Source organism: Fontibacillus forbon (assembly GCF_046559655.1).
Classification (GTDB): domain Bacteria; phylum Bacillota; class Bacilli; order Paenibacillales; family Paenibacillaceae; genus Fontibacillus.
In genome coordinates this window covers 77,145-93,372 of the sequence record NZ_JBKGFV010000006.1, presented here as the reverse complement: position 1 = coordinate 93,372, position 16,228 = coordinate 77,145, and the positions used below count along the sequence as shown (strand labels likewise).

Sequence of the window (16,228 nt, the reverse complement as noted above, 5' to 3'; positions counted from 1 at the left end):
CGTGGCCGACAAGGAAACATTCCTTGATCAACCACGCTTGTTTATTTATGCTTGCTATTCCTGAAACAAACGTCCTTCTACCCAAACTTTTTGCAGTTCGAGATCCTCCCGGTCAATCAGAAGCAGATCGGCCTGCTTTCCGGTTTCGACGGTGCCCGTAAGGTGGTCGATGCGGATCAGCTTGGCCGGATTAAGGCTTGCCGCTTCCGAGGCTTGTTCTACATTCAGTCCGATTTCCCGAACGAGATGGCGGAAGCCGCGAATCATGGTCAACGTACTGCCGGCCAGAGTCCCTTCGCTCTCTTTCAAGGTGCAGACATTGTCTTTAACGATTACGGGAAGGTCGCCAAGTTTGTATTCCCCGTTTCCGAGACCTGCCGCCGACATGGCGTCCGTAATCAGAATCAGATTGTGATTGGTTTTGACGCTGGCAAGCAATTGAATACCCGCTTTGTGTACATGGATGCCGTCCGCAATGATTTCGCCGCTGATTGCCGGGGAGCTGAGAATTGCGCCTGCCGTGCCCGGTTTCCGGTGATGGAGCGGAGTCATGGCGTTAAACGTGTGCACCGCATGGTGCAGACCGACTTCCACGGCCGCCATGATTTCTTCATAGGTCGCATCCGTATGGCCCGCTGCGGCCACGATGCCTTTCTCGCGCAGGAACTTGATCAGCTCGTGCGCCCCTTCACGTTCCGGCGCAAATGTAACCTGCTTGATGAGCCCCGGATATTGTTCCTCCCAGGCTTCCACCCAGCTGCGGTTCGGCGGCACGATATGGGCCGGGTTTTGCGCACCCGGCCATTTCGGACTGATGAACGGTCCTTCCAAGTGCACGCCAGCCAGTTTGGCATAAGGCATATCGCTGTTGATATAACGGTGTACCTCTTCCAATACCGTATCAATCACGTCTTTCGGCAGCGTCATCGTCGTGGCCAGCATCGAGGTGGTTCCCTGGCTGCAGTGCAGCTTGGTGATCGCATCGAAAGCTTTCTTGCTCGGTTCGGAGAAGTCTTCCAGCATTCCTCCATGCACATGGACGTCTATAAAGCCGGGCAGTACATAGGCTCCCCTGGCGTCGATCACTTCGACGGCATTGTCAGCACCGGCGGGAATTCCGGCGGTTGAACCGACATAAGTAATGAGACCGTCGCGTACCGCGACCGCTCCATCATGAAAAATGCCGCGAGGCGTAACGACATCGGCATGAATGATTTGAAATGAGGTCTTGTTCATCAGACCAGCCCTCCTGCGGCTTGATCAAGTACAACGACAACGTTGGGATGAGTTTGCAGGAACGAGGCCGGACATTTGGTCGTAATCGGTCCTTTAAGCGCACGGGCGACGATTTCGGCTTTGTCTTCCCCTTTGGCCATGAGCAGAATTTGCTTGGCCTGCAGAATAGAGCCGATCCCCATCGTAATCGCATGGGTAGGCACCTCTTCAATCGAAGGAAAGAACCGTGCATTGGCCTGGCGCGTCCGTTCATCCAGCTCCACGATGTGGGTAGGGCCCTGGAGTTCCTCTCCCGGTTCGTTGAATCCGATATGGCCGTTATGGCCGAGTCCGAGCAGTTGCAGATCGAGTTGGCCTACCTTTTCCAGCAACCGGGTGTAATCGGCCGCAGCTTGTGCGGGGTCTCCCGTGTGGCCGGCAGGAACATGGGTGCTTTCCAGCGGAATATCGATGTGGTTGAACAGTTTCTCGTTCATGAATCTCCGGTAGCTTTCCGGGTGATCCTCGGTCAGGCCGATATATTCATCCAGATTGTAGCTGCTGGCTTGCTTGAAGCTGACCACGCCATCACGGTACAGTTCGATCAGTTTCTGGTATACGCCGACGGGGGTGCTGCCGGTGGCCAATCCCAAAAGAGCCCGGGGATTGGACTGGAGGAGGCTGGCGATAATGCCGGCTCCGGTCTCGTTAAACAATTGTTCGCCCTTTACTTTGATAATGTTAAGCATGTTTGTTGCCCTCCCTTTGTTTTCTGTATATCTGAACATTTTGATATGAGCTTTCCAGCTTAGGGATAAAATCCTCGAATTCCATACTTACCATGCCCGTAAATAAAATATCGATCACATGCAGCTGCGCGATCCGGGAAGCCATATCGCCCCGGCGCATACCTTCTTCGAGAGATGAGGAGAATAGGGATATGTCGGCCAGTGTAGCGAGACCGTTGCTTCCGTATTGGGTCAAGGAGATCGTGACGGCCCCGCTGTCCTTGGCGCACCGGAGAGCATCGATCGTTTCCGGCGTTTCCCCGCTGTAGGAAATGGCCAATGCGACGTCGCCTTTTCCCAGCGAGGAAGCGGAAGTGATCTGCATATGGGAATCGGCGAAGGCCGTACAGTTTTTTCCGATCCGGATCAATTTCTGGTAAAAATCCTGAGCGATAATGGAAGAAGTCGCCACGCCGTACAGGTCGATGCGACCGGCCTTGCAGAGAGTATCTACCGCCCGTCGGAGTTCGTTCATATCCAGAAGACGCGTGGTATCCGTAATCGAGGCCAGGTGGTTGGCTTCCATGGCCTGTACGATTTTATGAAGGTCATTTCCGGCAATAACGTCCTGGTATTGGCTTTCCGAAGGCTTATGGGCGAGTTCGCCGGCCAGCTTCATTTTAAAATCGGGAAATCCTTTGAAGTGAAAAGTTTTGCAGAACCGCGTTACCGTTGAGGGGCTGATTCCGCAGGTGTAGGCAAGTTCGGTTATGCCGAGATGAATCACGGAGGCGGGATTTTTTAAAATATATTCTGCGAGCCGTCGCTCCTGGGGCGGAAGGGCCTCCAGGTTGCTCGTGAGCGCATGCAAGATAGGAGTCAGCATCTGATCACCTCGTATCTGATTTACGAAAATTATTTCTAAAATAATCATAAAAATGATGAAAATAATTTTGATTTCATCATAAGGGATTCCACCCCCGAAAGCAAGAGATGTTGTCACGAAAAACAGAGAATCCTTGTCATTTTGATAGGTACATACTACACTAGGTGTAAGCAACAAAGATCCGTAGAGGTGGGTTGTCGTGGATTACAATCTTGATGAGTATATCGACCGGCTTCTGAACGCATGGTCCAAGACGTTCCGCAAAATGCAGAGCGAGATCATGCAACACCGTGAGCTCGGTTTAACCGGGCCGCAATTTCATATGCTGGCTTTGATCGCCAAGAAATCTTCCTGCAATGTCAGTTACTTATCGGACAAGCTGGAGGTTAAGCCGAGCGCGATCACCGTCATGGCCGATCGTCTGGTACAAAGCGGTTATATCGAGCGGCGGCATGATGAACAGGACCGCCGGGCGGTGCTCCTTTCGGTCACCGAATTGGGCGACGAGGTTTACAAAGAGGCCGGTGCCCGGTCTCGAAAAGTTTTAAGATCTTATTTCTCCGATTTGACTTCTCACGAGTTGGACGTGTTAATCGGTGTCATCGAAAAGTTTGCGCAAAATGACGCTCCGCATGCAGAAGCGTAAAAATTTTTTTAGGGATGTATGGAAAGAAGCTTGCCATCCGGCAGGCTTCTTTTTATAAAGACACGGTGATGTTAATAAAAAGGAGTGTTTTCGCTGATGTATGAACAAAAGACGAAAGAAACCGACAACAGTGTGATCGAGTTCATCGAAAACGTGAATTCACCGGCAAAGCGCGAAGACGCCTACAAACTGCTGGACATATTCAGCGAAACGACAGGATTTCCGCCGAAAATGTGGGGACCCAGCATCATCGGATTCGGTTCCTACCATTATAAATACGCAACCGGACATGAAGGTGACGCTCCGTTGGTCGGCTTTTCGCCCCGCAAAGCGAAGATCAGCTTGTATTTCGCGACAGGCGATACGGAGAGGGAAACATTGTTGGACAAATTCGGCAAACATACGGCCGGAAAAGGCTGCGTCTATATTAATAAAGTCGCGGATATTGATGTAGATGTCTTGAAGGAATTAATCCATCAGTCCGTCCGGTTTCTGCAAAAAACTTATCCTGGCTTGGAATAGAAGACATATGAATCCCGGAACTCCCCTTGCGGCCATTTTTGCAAGGGGAGTGGCGTATTGCCATACCGTCGAGTTATTATAAAAACAGTAATTTGTAAGCGTTATTTTATTATAAATCTTAAAATCATAATTTAACCGACTGGAGGAACCGGGATTGGAAACATATATCCTTGCCCTGGACCAGGGTACAACAAGCTCGAGAGCCATTTTGTTCAATCGGGAAGGCGGTATCGTTCACTCCGCGCAGCGCGAATTTCCGCAATATTTTCCTAAACCCGGCTGGGTGGAACAAAACCCGAATGAGATCTGGGGGTCTATTCTTGCGGTGATCGCTTCCTGCCTGTCCGAATCCGGCATCAAACCAAGGCAGATTGCCGGCATCGGGATTACGAACCAACGGGAAACGACGGTCGTCTGGGATAAAGAAAGCGGAAATCCGGTCTATCCGGCGATCGTATGGCAATCCCGCCAGACTGCGGACATTTGCGAACAATTAAAAGTCGCCGGTTTGAATGACCTGTTCCGGTCGAAAACCGGGTTGCTAATCGACCCGTATTTTTCCGGGACCAAAGTGAAATGGATTCTCGATCATGTGCCGGGTTCGCGGGAACGCGCGGCGCGGGGAGAACTTCTTTTCGGAACGATCGACACATGGCTGATCTGGAAGCTGTCGGGAGGTCAGCTCCATGTGACCGACTATTCCAATGCGTCGCGGACACTCATGTTTAACATCCATGAGCTGGCCTGGGACGATGAATTGCTTGACCTGCTCGGCGTTCCGAAAACTATGCTTCCGGAAGTCCGGTCATCTTCGGAAATTTTCGGTACCACCGTGCCTTACCATTTCTTCGGCGAGCAGGTACCGCTCGCCGGAGCCGCCGGCGACCAGCAGGCCGCGCTGTTCGGTCAGACCTGTTTCGAGCCGGGCATGGTCAAGACCACTTACGGTACCGGCTGCTTCATGCTGATGAACACGGGGGAAACCCCCGTGTCCTCCGAGCATGGCCTGATTACTTCCATCGCGTGGGGACTGAACGGGAAGGTGGAATACGCGCTGGAGGGAAGCATTTTCGTCTCCGGTTCGGCGATTCAGTGGCTCCGGGACGGCCTGCGCATGTTCCGGGACGCGAAAGACAGCGAAGTGTACGCCTCCCGGGTGAGTTCCACGGAGGGCGTCTATGTGGTACCCGCTTTTGTCGGGCTTGGCAGTCCGTATTGGGACAGCGACGTCCGGGGAGCGGTGTTCGGCTTGACGCGGGGCACGAAGAAAGAGCATTTTATCCGGGCGACATTGGAGTCCCTGGCTTATCAGACCAAAGACATCCTGGGAGCGATGGAGCAGGATTCAGGATTTACGGTCCGCAAGATGAGAGTGGATGGAGGGGCCGTATCCAACGGATTCCTGATGCACTTCCAGAGCGACATTCTCGACGTGCCGGTGGAACGTCCGGTTGTACGCGAGACGACGGCTTTGGGCGCCGCTTTCCTGGCGGGGCTTGCGGTAGGATATTGGAGCGACCGGGAAGAAATTTGCCGGACATGGAGTCTCGACCGGCGCTTTGAACCGGGGATGGAGACGGCGGTTCGTGAAGCGTTGTACGGAGGATGGAAGAAGGCGGTGCATGCCGCGATGGCCTTTAAATAGCACCGCCCATTTTAATGTCTCACGGCACCATTGCCCCTGTTTCTTCATAATATGTGTTGACTGTATCCCTTAACCTTGTTAAACCATAAAACCCGAGCAAGGAGGGGTGACGCATTTTGAAGAGCAGCGATCGTAACAGCAAATTTCTGTTAACACATCGTGAACGGGAAGTTTTCGAACTCCTCGTGCAGGATAAAACGACGCGCGACATTGCGGGCCAGCTGTTTATCAGCGAGAAAACCGTACGGAACCATATTTCCAACGTTATGCAGAAACTGAATGTCAAAGGTCGTGCGCAGGCGGTTGTCGAGCTGATCAAGCTTGGGGAGTTGAAAATCTGACGGTTTTTTTTAAGGGCGAAAACCGTAAACCTTCTTTCTTATCCGTTCCGGCGGGGAGAAAGAAGGTTTTTTGTTTATCTTTATGACGTATCGAGAAGATGAGGTTAGCTGATATACCCGTTAGCTGTCGGCAGAAATTTGATTCCGATTCGCAGCGGTCTGCTGTCTTGCCTTGAAGTGGATTTTGGCCTCAAGGTCCGATAAGTCTCCGTTCAGCACTTTCAGGCCGGGAAGGAAAAGGGCGGCGGCGAAGGAACTGAGGAGCGGCAAAAGGCTGGCACCCACCATTAATGCGCCGACCCCGTAATGCTGCGCAATGGCTCCCCCTACAAAAGCTCCAACGGGTTGCAGGCCGCCTCCGATCAGAAAACGGATCGAGTTGACCCGGCCCTGAAGGTGTCCGGGCACGAGTTTTCCGTGCAGGGAAGAGCTGAGCGAGCCGAAGAAAGCACCGGCAGCACCGGCGGCAAAAAAACAGGCCAAAGCAACTGGATAGGATTGTGCCAACCCTTGAATCGTATTCAAGAGGCCGATCAAAGCGAGACTGCAGAGCATCACCGTCCTTCGTTGCTTGATTTCGCCAAGTAAGGAAATAATGGCAAGACCGCATAAAGAGCCGAGTACGGAGGCAGTCGTCAAGGTGCCCATGGCTGCGGCATCCCTATGCAGCACTTCCTGGACATAGGGGACCATCATCGTCCAGATCGCGAAGGAGCTCATGTTGCTGATGGAGACGGTGCCCATGATGGCGAGCATCGCGGGAACTTGTCTGTAAAAGGAGAAGCCTTCGGTAATTTCGCGTACATAGGAGGTAATGGAGAATGGGGCAAAATCATCGGTCCGCGGTTTCATTTTTGGAAGGAATAGCAGCGTTACGATAGCTGCGGTATAGCATACGGCATTAATTCCAAGCGCCGGGAGCCCTCCGCTGGCGGCAATTACCACACCTGCAAGGGCCGGCCCCATCAAAACGGCGGCATTTCGGCAACCGTCAATGACGGCAAAGGCGCGCACCAGCTTGCTCTTGTCCGCCACATCAGGAACGGAGGCAATCGCGGTCGGCATAAACATGGCGGCACAGGAGCCGCTAAGTCCTGCGGCGAGAAACAAATGCCAGAGCTGCAAGTGTCCGGCAAGGCCGGCGCCTAACGGCAGAACGATGGCGATCAGGCGCAAGGTTGCGAGGCCGGCCATGAACTTCCCGCGCGGCAGCCGATCGGCAAGCGGTGAGCCGAGGAGGCGAAGCGCCAATTCGGGAACTCCGGAACAGAGGGCGAGCGCTCCCATCACCAATTTGGAGTCGGTTAATTCGTAAGCCAGCCACTCCAAGGCCAGCAAGCCAAAAGTATCGCCAAACCCGCTTATGGCAATCGTCGCCAGCAGCCCATAATAACTGCGTCGTTTCATCCTGAATCAACCTTTCAATCGCGGGCCGTTGCTCCGCGGGATCATTTTTTAAGAAATTGTCCGATCTGGAGCGGAAGATCATCCAGCGCCTCCAGACGGAGGCTGTATTCCACGCTTTTGTTATCATTGCGTTTCAAATAGCAATGCACGATGACAAGTCCGGCCGCCCGGAGAGAGATTAAATGATAATGAATCGTGCTCTTGGATAACCCGATTTTGCGGACGATTTCCGTAAAGGTCATTTGCTTCTCCGACAACAGGCGAAGAATACATAGCCGCGTCTCATCCGACAAGGCCCGCGTGAGCCGGAGGAGGCCGGGAGCGGGGCGTCCCGGCGCCGGAGGAATAATGTCGCAGGAATAATGAGTGAAGAGGGTTTCGTCAAAGATGCTGGACGTTACCAGCGGGCGGGAATGGTATTGGGGGATGAGGACGACCCGCTTCAGCAATTCATTGGGATAGATCCGCATACCACCGGTGACCTGTTCATAGACCTCCAGTCCGTTCATTTCATTCAATCCCGATTTTAGGGATTCGGCTTCCCGGGCCAATCCTTCGATGATGGCCGGGCTAATGCCGCTAAAATAACGTAAATTCCATTCCCGCAACACTTCCGAGGTCAGATCACGCAGATCGGGAAGATTGGAAGGGACGGTCTGTCCGAAGCCCGCCGCTATTTCATACAACTGCCCTGTGGATAAAGCATCGAACCAATCCAGGAATTCCGGAACGGAACGATTGCCGGGGCAGCTCCAAATATACGGGGAAAGACTGAAGTCCTCCAACTTCTTTATGGCTTCCCGCATTTTTTGCATAGTAACGGGCGCGAAAAGATCCTGAACTTCCCGGACCCAGAGTTTTCCCGCATCCATGGCGTTATGGTTTTGTTTACTGATAAAAGCGGTGATGCTTGTTACACATTCATATATGGGCGCAAAATCGGTTTCAATGCTATAGCTCATTCCGTTACACGGTTCCTTTCTTATTCATTGGATTTGAATTAGTAAAATCGAACTAATTTATAGTTCTATAATTATAGAACTTGATTATTGTTAAATTATATTCGAACTATTTCGGTATTGCAAGTGGATTTTCAAGCAAAAATCCCCACAAAAAAACCGCCCAGGTTTGGACGGCTTTTGAGAGGATTTTCTTTTTACAGCGACTTCAGATACTCCACGATGGTCAGTAATCCTTTATCGAAGTTTTCCAGATTGAAGTGTTCATTCGGCGCGTGCAAGTTCTCGTCCGGCAGGCCGAATCCCATCATGACGGCCGGAGCCGACAATACGCGGGACAAGGTTTCCACGATGGGAATGGAGCCTCCGTCTTTCGTAAACAGCGCCCGTGTGCCATACACCTTTTCGTAGGCGTCGGCCGCTTTTTGCAGCATTGGATCTGCCGGTTCGATCGTAAATGCCCGGGCTTTCTCCGTTGCTTTCACTTGAATGGTTGCGCCTTTTTGCAAGTTTTCGCGAAGATGCTTCTCGATTTTGTCGATGATATCCTGGGGATCCTGGTCTCCGACCAGGCGGCAGGTAATTTTGGCGTGAGCTTCTTTCGGAAGGACTGTCTTTGTGCCCTCGCCTTGGAAGCCGCCGTAAACTCCGTTTAATTCGAGGGTTGGGCGTGCTCCTGTTCTTTCTACGAAGGAGTAGCCTTCCTCCCCATACAGATCTTCTAAACCCAGCGTTTGCTTGAGCTGCTCTTCATTAAACTGCTGTTTCGCGAATTCTTCCCGGATTTCCGGCGTCAGTTCGTGAACTCCCTTGTAGAAACCGTCGACGGCAACGCGTCCTTGATCATCATGAAGGGTGGCAAGCAGAGAGATGAGCGCATGCAAAGCGTTTGGTACTCCACCGCCGAAGGTGCCCGAGTGTAAATCGGTATTGGCCGTATTTACGCTCACTTCAAGCGCGCACAAACCGCGAAGCCCGATGCAGATTGCCGGTTTACCCGGTTCCAGCAGGGCCGTGTCCGAGATCAGGATGACGTCAGCCGCCAGTTTGTCCTGATGGGACTCCAGGAAGGACGGAAGATTCGGGCTAGTCACCTCTTCCTCCCCTTCAATGCAAAATTTGATATTTACGGGCAGTTCTTTTTCCTGTGCCAAAATCGCCTCGACGGCTTTAACATGCAGGAACATTTGGCCTTTATCATCGGTTGCGCCGCGTGCATATAACTTGTTATCCCGAATGGACGGCTCGAAAGGAGGCGTGTCCCACAGATTCAGGGGATCCACCGGCTGAACGTCGTAGTGGCCGTAGACGAGGACGGTCGGCTTGCCTGGAGCATGCAGATGCTCCGCGGTCACGACGGGATGCCCCGCTGTCGGATGTACCTCTACGTTCTCCATACCGGCGCGGCGCAGGGAGTCGGCGACCCATTCCGCTGCCTTCAATACGTCGGCTTTATGCTCGGATAAGGCGGAAATGCTCGGAATCGTGAGCAGTTCGCAGAGCTCTTTTAAATGTGCATCTTTTTTGTCTTGAAAGTAGGATTGATAATCCATGGTTGTGTTCCTCCTGGACATTTTCTCTTCCTTATTTTACACCTTTTCACCGTATAACACGAATGACAGAATCGGAGGGGAGATGGGTACATTAAAATTAGCTTAAGATTATTAGCTCTTTTTTTATAATTCCTTAAGGTAATAGAAGTATAATTCTGTTAAAGTCATAAGAGTAGAGATGGTTGTTATTTGATGAAGGGAGTCAATTAAAAAATGACAGACAAAGAGAATAAGGATTTGGAACCCATAAAGGGGCCGGAAGATCAGCCGGAAGTGTCCGAGAACACGGGTGCTGAAAGCGCAGGCACCGAGAATCCCGTTGAAGAAGGACAGGCCCCTGTTGAACATACGGAAGCTGTCGATCCCGAAGAAGGCAAAGCCGATGACAGCGTTGAAGAGAACGAGAGTCTGATTCCTCAAGTTCGGGAGGGAGAAGTCTTGGCCTTACTGTCAGAGGAAGATGAAGAAACCCGGGGGGCCGAAATCCAGGAGGCAGTTCCTGCTTCCGGCGGCAAAGGGAATCTGGCATGGCCGATCGTATCGGCCGTGCTTGCCATCCTGCTGGTCGTCGTTTTGATCAAGCCGCCGTTTGCCGCAAAGAAGGCGGAAGCGGTTGCCACCGTTAACGGTGCGGAAATTACCAAGGATCAGTTGTATGACGAAATGTCGACTGCCGGCGCCGATCAAACCGCCCTGGAAAAACTGATCACCAAAGAGCTCATTAACCAAGAGGCGAAGAAGCAAAACATTGCGGTTACCGAAGCCGATATCGACAAGGAATTGGAAAGCTATCTGAAAGATTACGGTTCGGAAGAAAATCTGAATCAGGCCTTGGCTCAAGCCGGGATGACGATGGATCTATTGCGCGAAAATATTCAAATGAACAAGCTCTTGACCCAACTGCTTGAGCCGCAAGTGGAAGTCACCGATGAGCAGATCAAGCAAACTTTTGAAGATTATAAATCATCTTTCGATACGCCGGAGCAAGTTCGTGCCTCAATTATTCTGGTGAAAACGGAAGCGGAAGCGAATGAGATTATTAAAGAACTGAAAGAAGGCAAGGATTTTGCCGAGCTGGCGAAGAGCAAATCGCTGGATGAAGCCACGAAGGCCAACGGCGGGGATACCGACTTCTTTGCCCGCGGGCAGATGGAAGAAGCGGTTGAGAATGCGGCCTTCAAGCTGGCTAAAGATGAAATCAGCGGTGCCGTGAAAACGGAAGGCGGCTATCAGGTCATTAAGCTGACGGATCGTAAAGAAGCCCATTCGGCGACGCTGGAGGAGAAGAAGGAAGAGATCCGTGAAGGACTCGTTAGCCAGCAGGTCTCGCAGTTGTCGGGAACGTGGATTCAGGATATCCGCAGCAAGGCAACGATCACAAACACTCTGACGGATAGCACTGAGGATTCGGCTGCCGGAAGTAATGCTGCGACGGAATAAAACGATCGTCTGATCTTAAGGAGGGAGCCATAGGGCTTCCTCCTTTTTTCTATATTTAAGACGAATGCCGAAAAGGGTTTACAAAGGAAATATCCCACTCTATAATAAAGAAAAAATCCACTTTATTATTTAGAAAAGGAGATAATATCCTCTTTTTGATATTAACTTTTAAGAGATTTACACCAGAACTATCGGAGGTCTTATTCATGACACATCCCATGATTGAATCCTTTCAGGGCGGACTGATCGTTTCCTGCCAAGCGCTCGAAGGGGAGCCGTTTTACGGAAGCGAATATATGGCCCGGTTTGCGATATCCGCCGAAATGGGCCAGGCGGTCGGCATACGGGCAAATACGCCGGCCGATATCCGGGCGATCAAGCGTGTGACGAAGTTGCCGGTGATCGGCTTGTGGAAAAGGGAATACGCCGGATATGAAGTTTATATAACGCCTACTTTGGAGGAAGTGGAGGGCGTTATCGCCGCCGGGGCCGACATTGTAGCTATGGATGCTACCCTGCGGGACCGGCCGGACGGAATGCCCCTCAAGACTGTGGTCGAAAAGGCCAAACTAGCCTATCCTGAAGTGCTGCTCATGGCCGACGTATCCACGGTGGAGGAAGGCGTCGCGGCCGAGAAGCTTGGTTTCGATCTCATTTCAACCACTTTGTCCGGGTATACGCCGTACAGTCCGCAGTCGAAGGAACCCGATTTTCAATTGATCGCCAAACTTAGCCGCAGCGTCTCGATTCCAGTACTGGGAGAGGGGCGGATCCATAGCCCCGAACAAGCGGTCCGCTGTTTGCTGGAAGGAGCCTATTCCGTAGTGATTGGCGGGGCGATCACAAGGCCCGATACGATCACCAGAAAATATACCGAAGCGATGGCACATTACATGCATGACTGAGGCTTTTTTGCATTAATTATTCGCGTCATTACGGCGATGCGGTCAAAGAATAGAAGCTGCCCCGGGCAAACAGCCTTTGCTCCGGAAACGGGAGGTGTCCACTAATGGTTGTGAGAGACGAAGTAGCGATCGGTATCGATCTTGGGGGAACGAATATCAAGGCAGGCCTGGTCAACGGCAATGGAACCATTATCCATCGCCTTAGCTTGCCTACGGAGGCCCGAAAGGGACCCGAGGCACTGATGGACCGCCTGTCAGAGATCATCTCGGCTTTACAGGCTTATGCCCGGGACCTGGACTGTGAAATCTGCGGCGTCGGCGTCGGCTCCGCGGGGCAGATCAACAACGAGCAAGGCATCGTCATGGGAGCGACAGCCAATTTGCCGGGTTGGGCCGGCATGAAACTATCGCAGCGGCTACATTCCCGGATCGGGCTGCCCGTGGCCGTCGACAACGATGCGAACGCGATGGCTTTCGGCGAAGCCTGGATAGGCGCCGGCCGGCACTGGCGCGATTTTGTTTGCGTCACGCTGGGGACGGGCGTCGGCGGCTGCCTGATTCTCGGCCGTCGTCCTTATCGCGGCAGGGACGGATTCGCAGGCGAATTCGGTCATCATGTCATCGAAGCCGGCGGGGTACCCTGCAACTGCGGCCGAATCGGGTGCTGGGAACAGTATGCATCCGTAACTTCATTGATGCGGATGGTCCGTGAAAGAGAGGCCGCCGTTCTGCTCGCCACACCGAAGGACGTATTTAGCAGCGCCAGGGAAGGATACGGACCGGCGCTTGACCTCGTGGACGTTTACGCGCGGTACGTTGCCGTTGGTCTGGCTAATTTGATCCATCTGTTTAACCCGCAGGGGATCGTTGTCGGAGGCGCGGTGACGGAACAAGGAGATTTTCTCTTTAGCCGGATTAGACAGGCGGTTGCAGGATACTTGCTCCCTGTTTATGGGGAGGCCGCCGAAGCCATCCCGATCGTTTCCGCCGAACTGGGTAACGATGGAGGCGTCGTCGGAGCGGTTGCGGGATATTTTATCTAACTGAATCACGAACATGGGAAGCCGCCTGGTTCTTGAACAAATGCGTTGCCATTTTCCGGGGATCATGTAGACTTAGATTTAAGACATCACATGTGGTGGTACATCGGGCTATGACTGCAAAATTAGGTTATTATGCCTGAAAGGGGAATTTATTTGTCAAGCGAACAGGCAATGGGAAAGACGCTGCTTTCGATCCGCAGCCATTTGAACGGATTGACTAAAACGGAACAAAAGGTGGCCCATTTCATTCTGGAGCATGCCCAGGATGTGATTTACCACTCGGTCACGGAATTGGCGGAAAGGGCGGATGTGGGGGAAACTACGGTACTGCGGCTATGCCGGAAATTGAAATTTCAAGGGTTTCAGGACTTCAAGCTTTCGCTGGCCCAGGACTTGGTCAAGCCTTCCGACCGTTTATATAATGAAGTTACAGAGGAAGACGATGCGTCTACCTTGAACCGTAAGGTGATTTCCATGCATATCCGGGCCTTGGAGCAAACGTCGGAACTGGTCCATTCGGAACAGCTGGAGCAGGCGATCGCTTTGCTGCATCAGGCGGACGACATTCATTTTTTTGGCGTGGGATCTTCGGGATTGACGGCGCTTCAGGCCGCGCACAGTTTTTCCAGGATCGGCAAGCGCAGCCAGGCCAAGACGGACACGCATTTTCAGGCGATGGCCGCATCGCTAATGCGTCCCGGTGACGTAGCAGTGGGGATCTCGATTTCAGGAAGCACGAAAGATACGATCGAAACCTTGAGTCTGGCCAAAAAGGCCGGGGCCAAAATCATTGTGATTACGAGCAATGCGAGATCTCCGATCACCAAGCTGGCGGATATCGTGCTGCTGATGGTGGCGAGGGAGAATCCGCTCCAGGGAAGTTCGTTGTCGGCCAAGATTTCCCAACTGGTCATCGTCGATATTTTGAATGTCGGCGTCACGCTCAAGATTAAAGAAGAGGCGTTGAAATACAGGGAAGTGACCGCCAAGGCCATCTCGGACAAGCTGTATTAAGAAAATTTATAGCATGAGACCGGGGCCTTTGCCGCGGTTTTTTTGACTTTTTCGTTTGTTTCGGGTGGATTCAAGAGGTACAATTAAGGCTATAAACAGATAGATAGCGTGAGGCCGGAAGTCGGGAGGGAGACTAGGATGGCGGAATGGTATGAAGAGAGCTTTGGTGAAGATTATTTGCTTGTCTACAAACATCGCGACATACAGGGAGCGAAGCGGGAAGTACATAAGATGATAGCCTGGCTGGATCTGCCGCAGGGAGCCAAAGTACTGGACTTATGCTGCGGGATGGGGCGGCATTCCATGGCGCTCGACGAAGCGGGATATGAAGTGACCGGGATCGATCTCTCCGAGGTCCTTCTTAGGGAAGCGCGAAACAATGATCCGGAGGGCCGTGTAACCTGGCTGAAGGGAGATATGCGGAATTTGCCGCTGGAAGGCGGATTCGATGCGGTCGTTAACCTGTTTAGCTCCTTCGGCTATTTTGAGCGGGATGAGGAACACGTTAAAGTGCTGAAAGAAATTCACCGGATGCTTAAGCCGCAGGGACGGTTCATTATTGATTTTCTTAACGCGGACTATACCGCCGCTCATCTGGTTCCGGCTTCCCAACGGGTCGATGACGGCCAGTTGATTACCGAACAGCGTTCTATCGAAGACGGCTATGTCAAAAAGAAAATCTCCATCACTAAGACTGAGGGGAGCAATGACGATTTACCGGAGAATCCGAGAAATTACCTGGAGCGGATCAAGCTGTATAAAAGTGATGACTTTGCTGCGATGTTGTCTCAGGCAGATTTGGTTTTGGAAAAAATTCACGGGAACTATAACGAGGAAGAATATGACCCTTCGGCTTCACCCCGGATGATCATCGTGGGGAGAGCACTATGAGCGGCGCAGATATCCAGACGTGGGAGCCCGAGGGACTAACCCGGGTTCGCATTTCGATGGCCCCGCCGCTGCGTTGGGTCAACAGCTACCTTCTTCGAGGCGACGAAGGCGTTACGATCGTCGATCCCGGCCCCCGGTCGCAAGTGACGGAAGAGGAATGGCGTACAGCTTGGCGTGAACTGGGCATGACGCCTTCGGATATCTCCGGCATCGTGCTGACCCACCACCATCCCGATCATTACGGGTTGGCCGGTTATTTACAGTCGCTGTCCGGCGCCCCGGTATTCATGTCGCGGCGGGCGCATGAGGAGAGCCTGCGGATGTGGGGCGAGGGCAGCGACATGAACGAAGCGCTGCTGCAGCTCTACCGTAAACACGGAATGCCTCGTTCCTGGTATGAACAGCTTCCCGCGCATATGGAAAGCTTTCTTCCGCAGGTGACGCCGGCCCCGGCAGTTACTTATCTTGAAGAAGGAGATAGGGTCATTATGTGCGGACGGAGCTGGACGGCGATCGAGAGTGCGGGTCACGCGCCCGGGCATCTGTCGTTTTACGAGCCGGACAACCGCCTGATGCTTTGCGGGGATGCGGTATTGCCGCAGATTTCTCCAAATGTCAGCCTGCTGCCGGGCAGCGATCCGCAGCCGCTAAAGTCGTTCCTGGACTCGCTCGGCAAGCTGGGCGCCTACGAAGTGGACAAAGCGTTCCCCGGGCACAGAAACCCGTTCCCGCATTTTGCGGAGCGCACCCGGACGTTGCTTGCACATCACGAGGAGCGGCTGGACCGTATTGAGGCGATGATGGCTGAGCGGAATGTAACTTGCTTTGAGGCGTGCGCAGCTCTCTTCGGTTTAGAGCTCGGCATCCACCAGATGCGGTTCGCCATGTCGGAGACGCTGGCCCATTTGACCGAGCTCACCCGCCGGGGGCGGATAGCCGAAGTCAATCGACCGGACGGGAGCAGCGTGTTCGGAATTCAAGGCCGCCACGAGTCTTCAACAAAATAAAAAACGCCCGTGGGGGCGTTAACTAA

The 16,228-nt window shown here is 52.7% G+C and carries 16 protein-coding genes; 10 read left to right on the top strand and 6 right to left on the bottom strand.

Annotated elements, in window-relative coordinates:
• Positions 1–54 precede the first annotated feature (54 nt).
• From nagA to ACLB09_RS21520, 3 genes are read right to left on the bottom strand one after another with little or no spacing between them, the layout of a single operon-like run.
• Positions 55–1,236 (bottom strand): N-acetylglucosamine-6-phosphate deacetylase, encoded by a 1,182-nt coding sequence (nagA, locus tag ACLB09_RS21530; RefSeq protein ID WP_410771904.1) that lies wholly within the window; start codon positions 1,234–1,236, stop codon positions 55–57.
• On the bottom strand, positions 1,236–1,964 hold the full coding sequence (gene nagB / locus ACLB09_RS21525; protein ID WP_410771903.1) for a glucosamine-6-phosphate deaminase: 729 nt from the start codon (positions 1,962–1,964) through the stop codon (positions 1,236–1,238). The genes nagA and nagB overlap by 1 nt, the downstream gene beginning before the upstream one ends.
• Positions 1,957–2,826, bottom strand: a complete 870-nt coding sequence (locus ACLB09_RS21520) for a MurR/RpiR family transcriptional regulator (RefSeq protein WP_410772114.1) — start codon at positions 2,824–2,826, stop codon at positions 1,957–1,959. The genes nagB and ACLB09_RS21520 overlap by 8 nt, the downstream gene beginning before the upstream one ends.
• A 202-nt stretch (positions 2,827–3,028) precedes the next feature.
• Here ACLB09_RS21520 and ACLB09_RS21515 point away from each other — a divergent pair, with 202 nt between their 5' ends.
• The 4 genes from ACLB09_RS21515 to ACLB09_RS21500 all read left to right on the top strand — a co-directional run bounded on the left by ACLB09_RS21515 (position 3,029) and on the right by ACLB09_RS21500 (position 5,983).
• Entirely contained in the window at positions 3,029–3,475 is a 447-nt protein-coding gene (locus ACLB09_RS21515; protein WP_410771902.1) for a MarR family winged helix-turn-helix transcriptional regulator, read from the top strand.
• Between the two features lie 96 nt (positions 3,476–3,571).
• Positions 3,572–3,997, top strand: a complete 426-nt coding sequence (locus ACLB09_RS21510) for a DUF1801 domain-containing protein (protein ID WP_410771901.1) — start codon at positions 3,572–3,574, stop codon at positions 3,995–3,997.
• 154 nt (positions 3,998–4,151) lie between these two features.
• Positions 4,152–5,642 carry a glycerol kinase GlpK gene (glpK, locus tag ACLB09_RS21505; RefSeq protein WP_410771900.1) on the top strand — a complete coding sequence of 497 codons (1,491 nt, stop codon included), beginning with the start codon at positions 4,152–4,154 and terminating at the stop codon, positions 5,640–5,642.
• A gap of 116 nt (positions 5,643–5,758) precedes the next feature.
• Complete coding sequence (locus tag ACLB09_RS21500) at positions 5,759–5,983, top strand: helix-turn-helix domain-containing protein (protein WP_009225122.1); 225 nt, start codon at positions 5,759–5,761, stop codon at positions 5,981–5,983.
• Between the two features lie 120 nt (positions 5,984–6,103).
• Here the strand turns inward: ACLB09_RS21500 and ACLB09_RS21495 are convergent, their stop codons facing one another.
• The 3 genes from ACLB09_RS21495 to ACLB09_RS21485 all read right to left on the bottom strand — a co-directional run bounded on the left by ACLB09_RS21495 (position 6,104) and on the right by ACLB09_RS21485 (position 9,902).
• Positions 6,104–7,390 carry an MFS transporter gene (locus tag ACLB09_RS21495; protein ID WP_410771899.1) on the bottom strand — a complete coding sequence of 429 codons (1,287 nt, stop codon included), beginning with the start codon at positions 7,388–7,390 and terminating at the stop codon, positions 6,104–6,106.
• Positions 7,391–7,431: 41 nt separating this feature from the next.
• Positions 7,432–8,352 (bottom strand): ArsR/SmtB family transcription factor, encoded by a 921-nt coding sequence (locus tag ACLB09_RS21490; RefSeq protein ID WP_410771898.1) that lies wholly within the window; start codon positions 8,350–8,352, stop codon positions 7,432–7,434.
• Between the two features lie 194 nt (positions 8,353–8,546).
• On the bottom strand, positions 8,547–9,902 hold the full coding sequence (locus tag ACLB09_RS21485) for a dipeptidase (RefSeq protein ID WP_410771897.1): 1,356 nt from the start codon (positions 9,900–9,902) through the stop codon (positions 8,547–8,549).
• A 213-nt stretch (positions 9,903–10,115) separates the two neighbouring features.
• Between ACLB09_RS21485 and ACLB09_RS21480 the strand changes: the two genes are divergently transcribed.
• From ACLB09_RS21480 to ACLB09_RS21455, 6 genes are all read left to right on the top strand, one after another.
• Positions 10,116–11,342 carry a peptidylprolyl isomerase gene (locus tag ACLB09_RS21480; protein WP_410771896.1) on the top strand — a complete coding sequence of 409 codons (1,227 nt, stop codon included), beginning with the start codon at positions 10,116–10,118 and terminating at the stop codon, positions 11,340–11,342.
• 206 nt (positions 11,343–11,548) lie between these two features.
• The gene (locus ACLB09_RS21475; protein WP_410771895.1) at positions 11,549–12,247 is read left to right on the top strand and encodes an N-acetylmannosamine-6-phosphate 2-epimerase; all 699 of its coding nucleotides are present in this window, start codon (positions 11,549–11,551) and stop codon (positions 12,245–12,247) included.
• 104 nt (positions 12,248–12,351) lie between these two features.
• Entirely contained in the window at positions 12,352–13,290 is a 939-nt protein-coding gene (locus tag ACLB09_RS21470; protein ID WP_410771894.1) for an ROK family protein, read from the top strand.
• A gap of 153 nt (positions 13,291–13,443) precedes the next feature.
• Positions 13,444–14,304, top strand: coding sequence for a MurR/RpiR family transcriptional regulator (locus tag ACLB09_RS21465; protein WP_410771893.1), 861 nt, complete (start codon positions 13,444–13,446; stop codon positions 14,302–14,304).
• A 138-nt stretch (positions 14,305–14,442) separates the two neighbouring features.
• Positions 14,443–15,195: a class I SAM-dependent methyltransferase gene (locus tag ACLB09_RS21460; RefSeq protein ID WP_410771892.1), complete on the top strand. Its 753-nt coding sequence runs from the start codon at positions 14,443–14,445 to the stop codon at positions 15,193–15,195.
• Positions 15,192–16,202, top strand: coding sequence for an MBL fold metallo-hydrolase (locus ACLB09_RS21455; protein ID WP_410771891.1), 1,011 nt, complete (start codon positions 15,192–15,194; stop codon positions 16,200–16,202). The genes ACLB09_RS21460 and ACLB09_RS21455 overlap by 4 nt, the downstream gene beginning before the upstream one ends.
• The last annotated feature ends 26 nt before the right edge of the window (positions 16,203–16,228 follow it).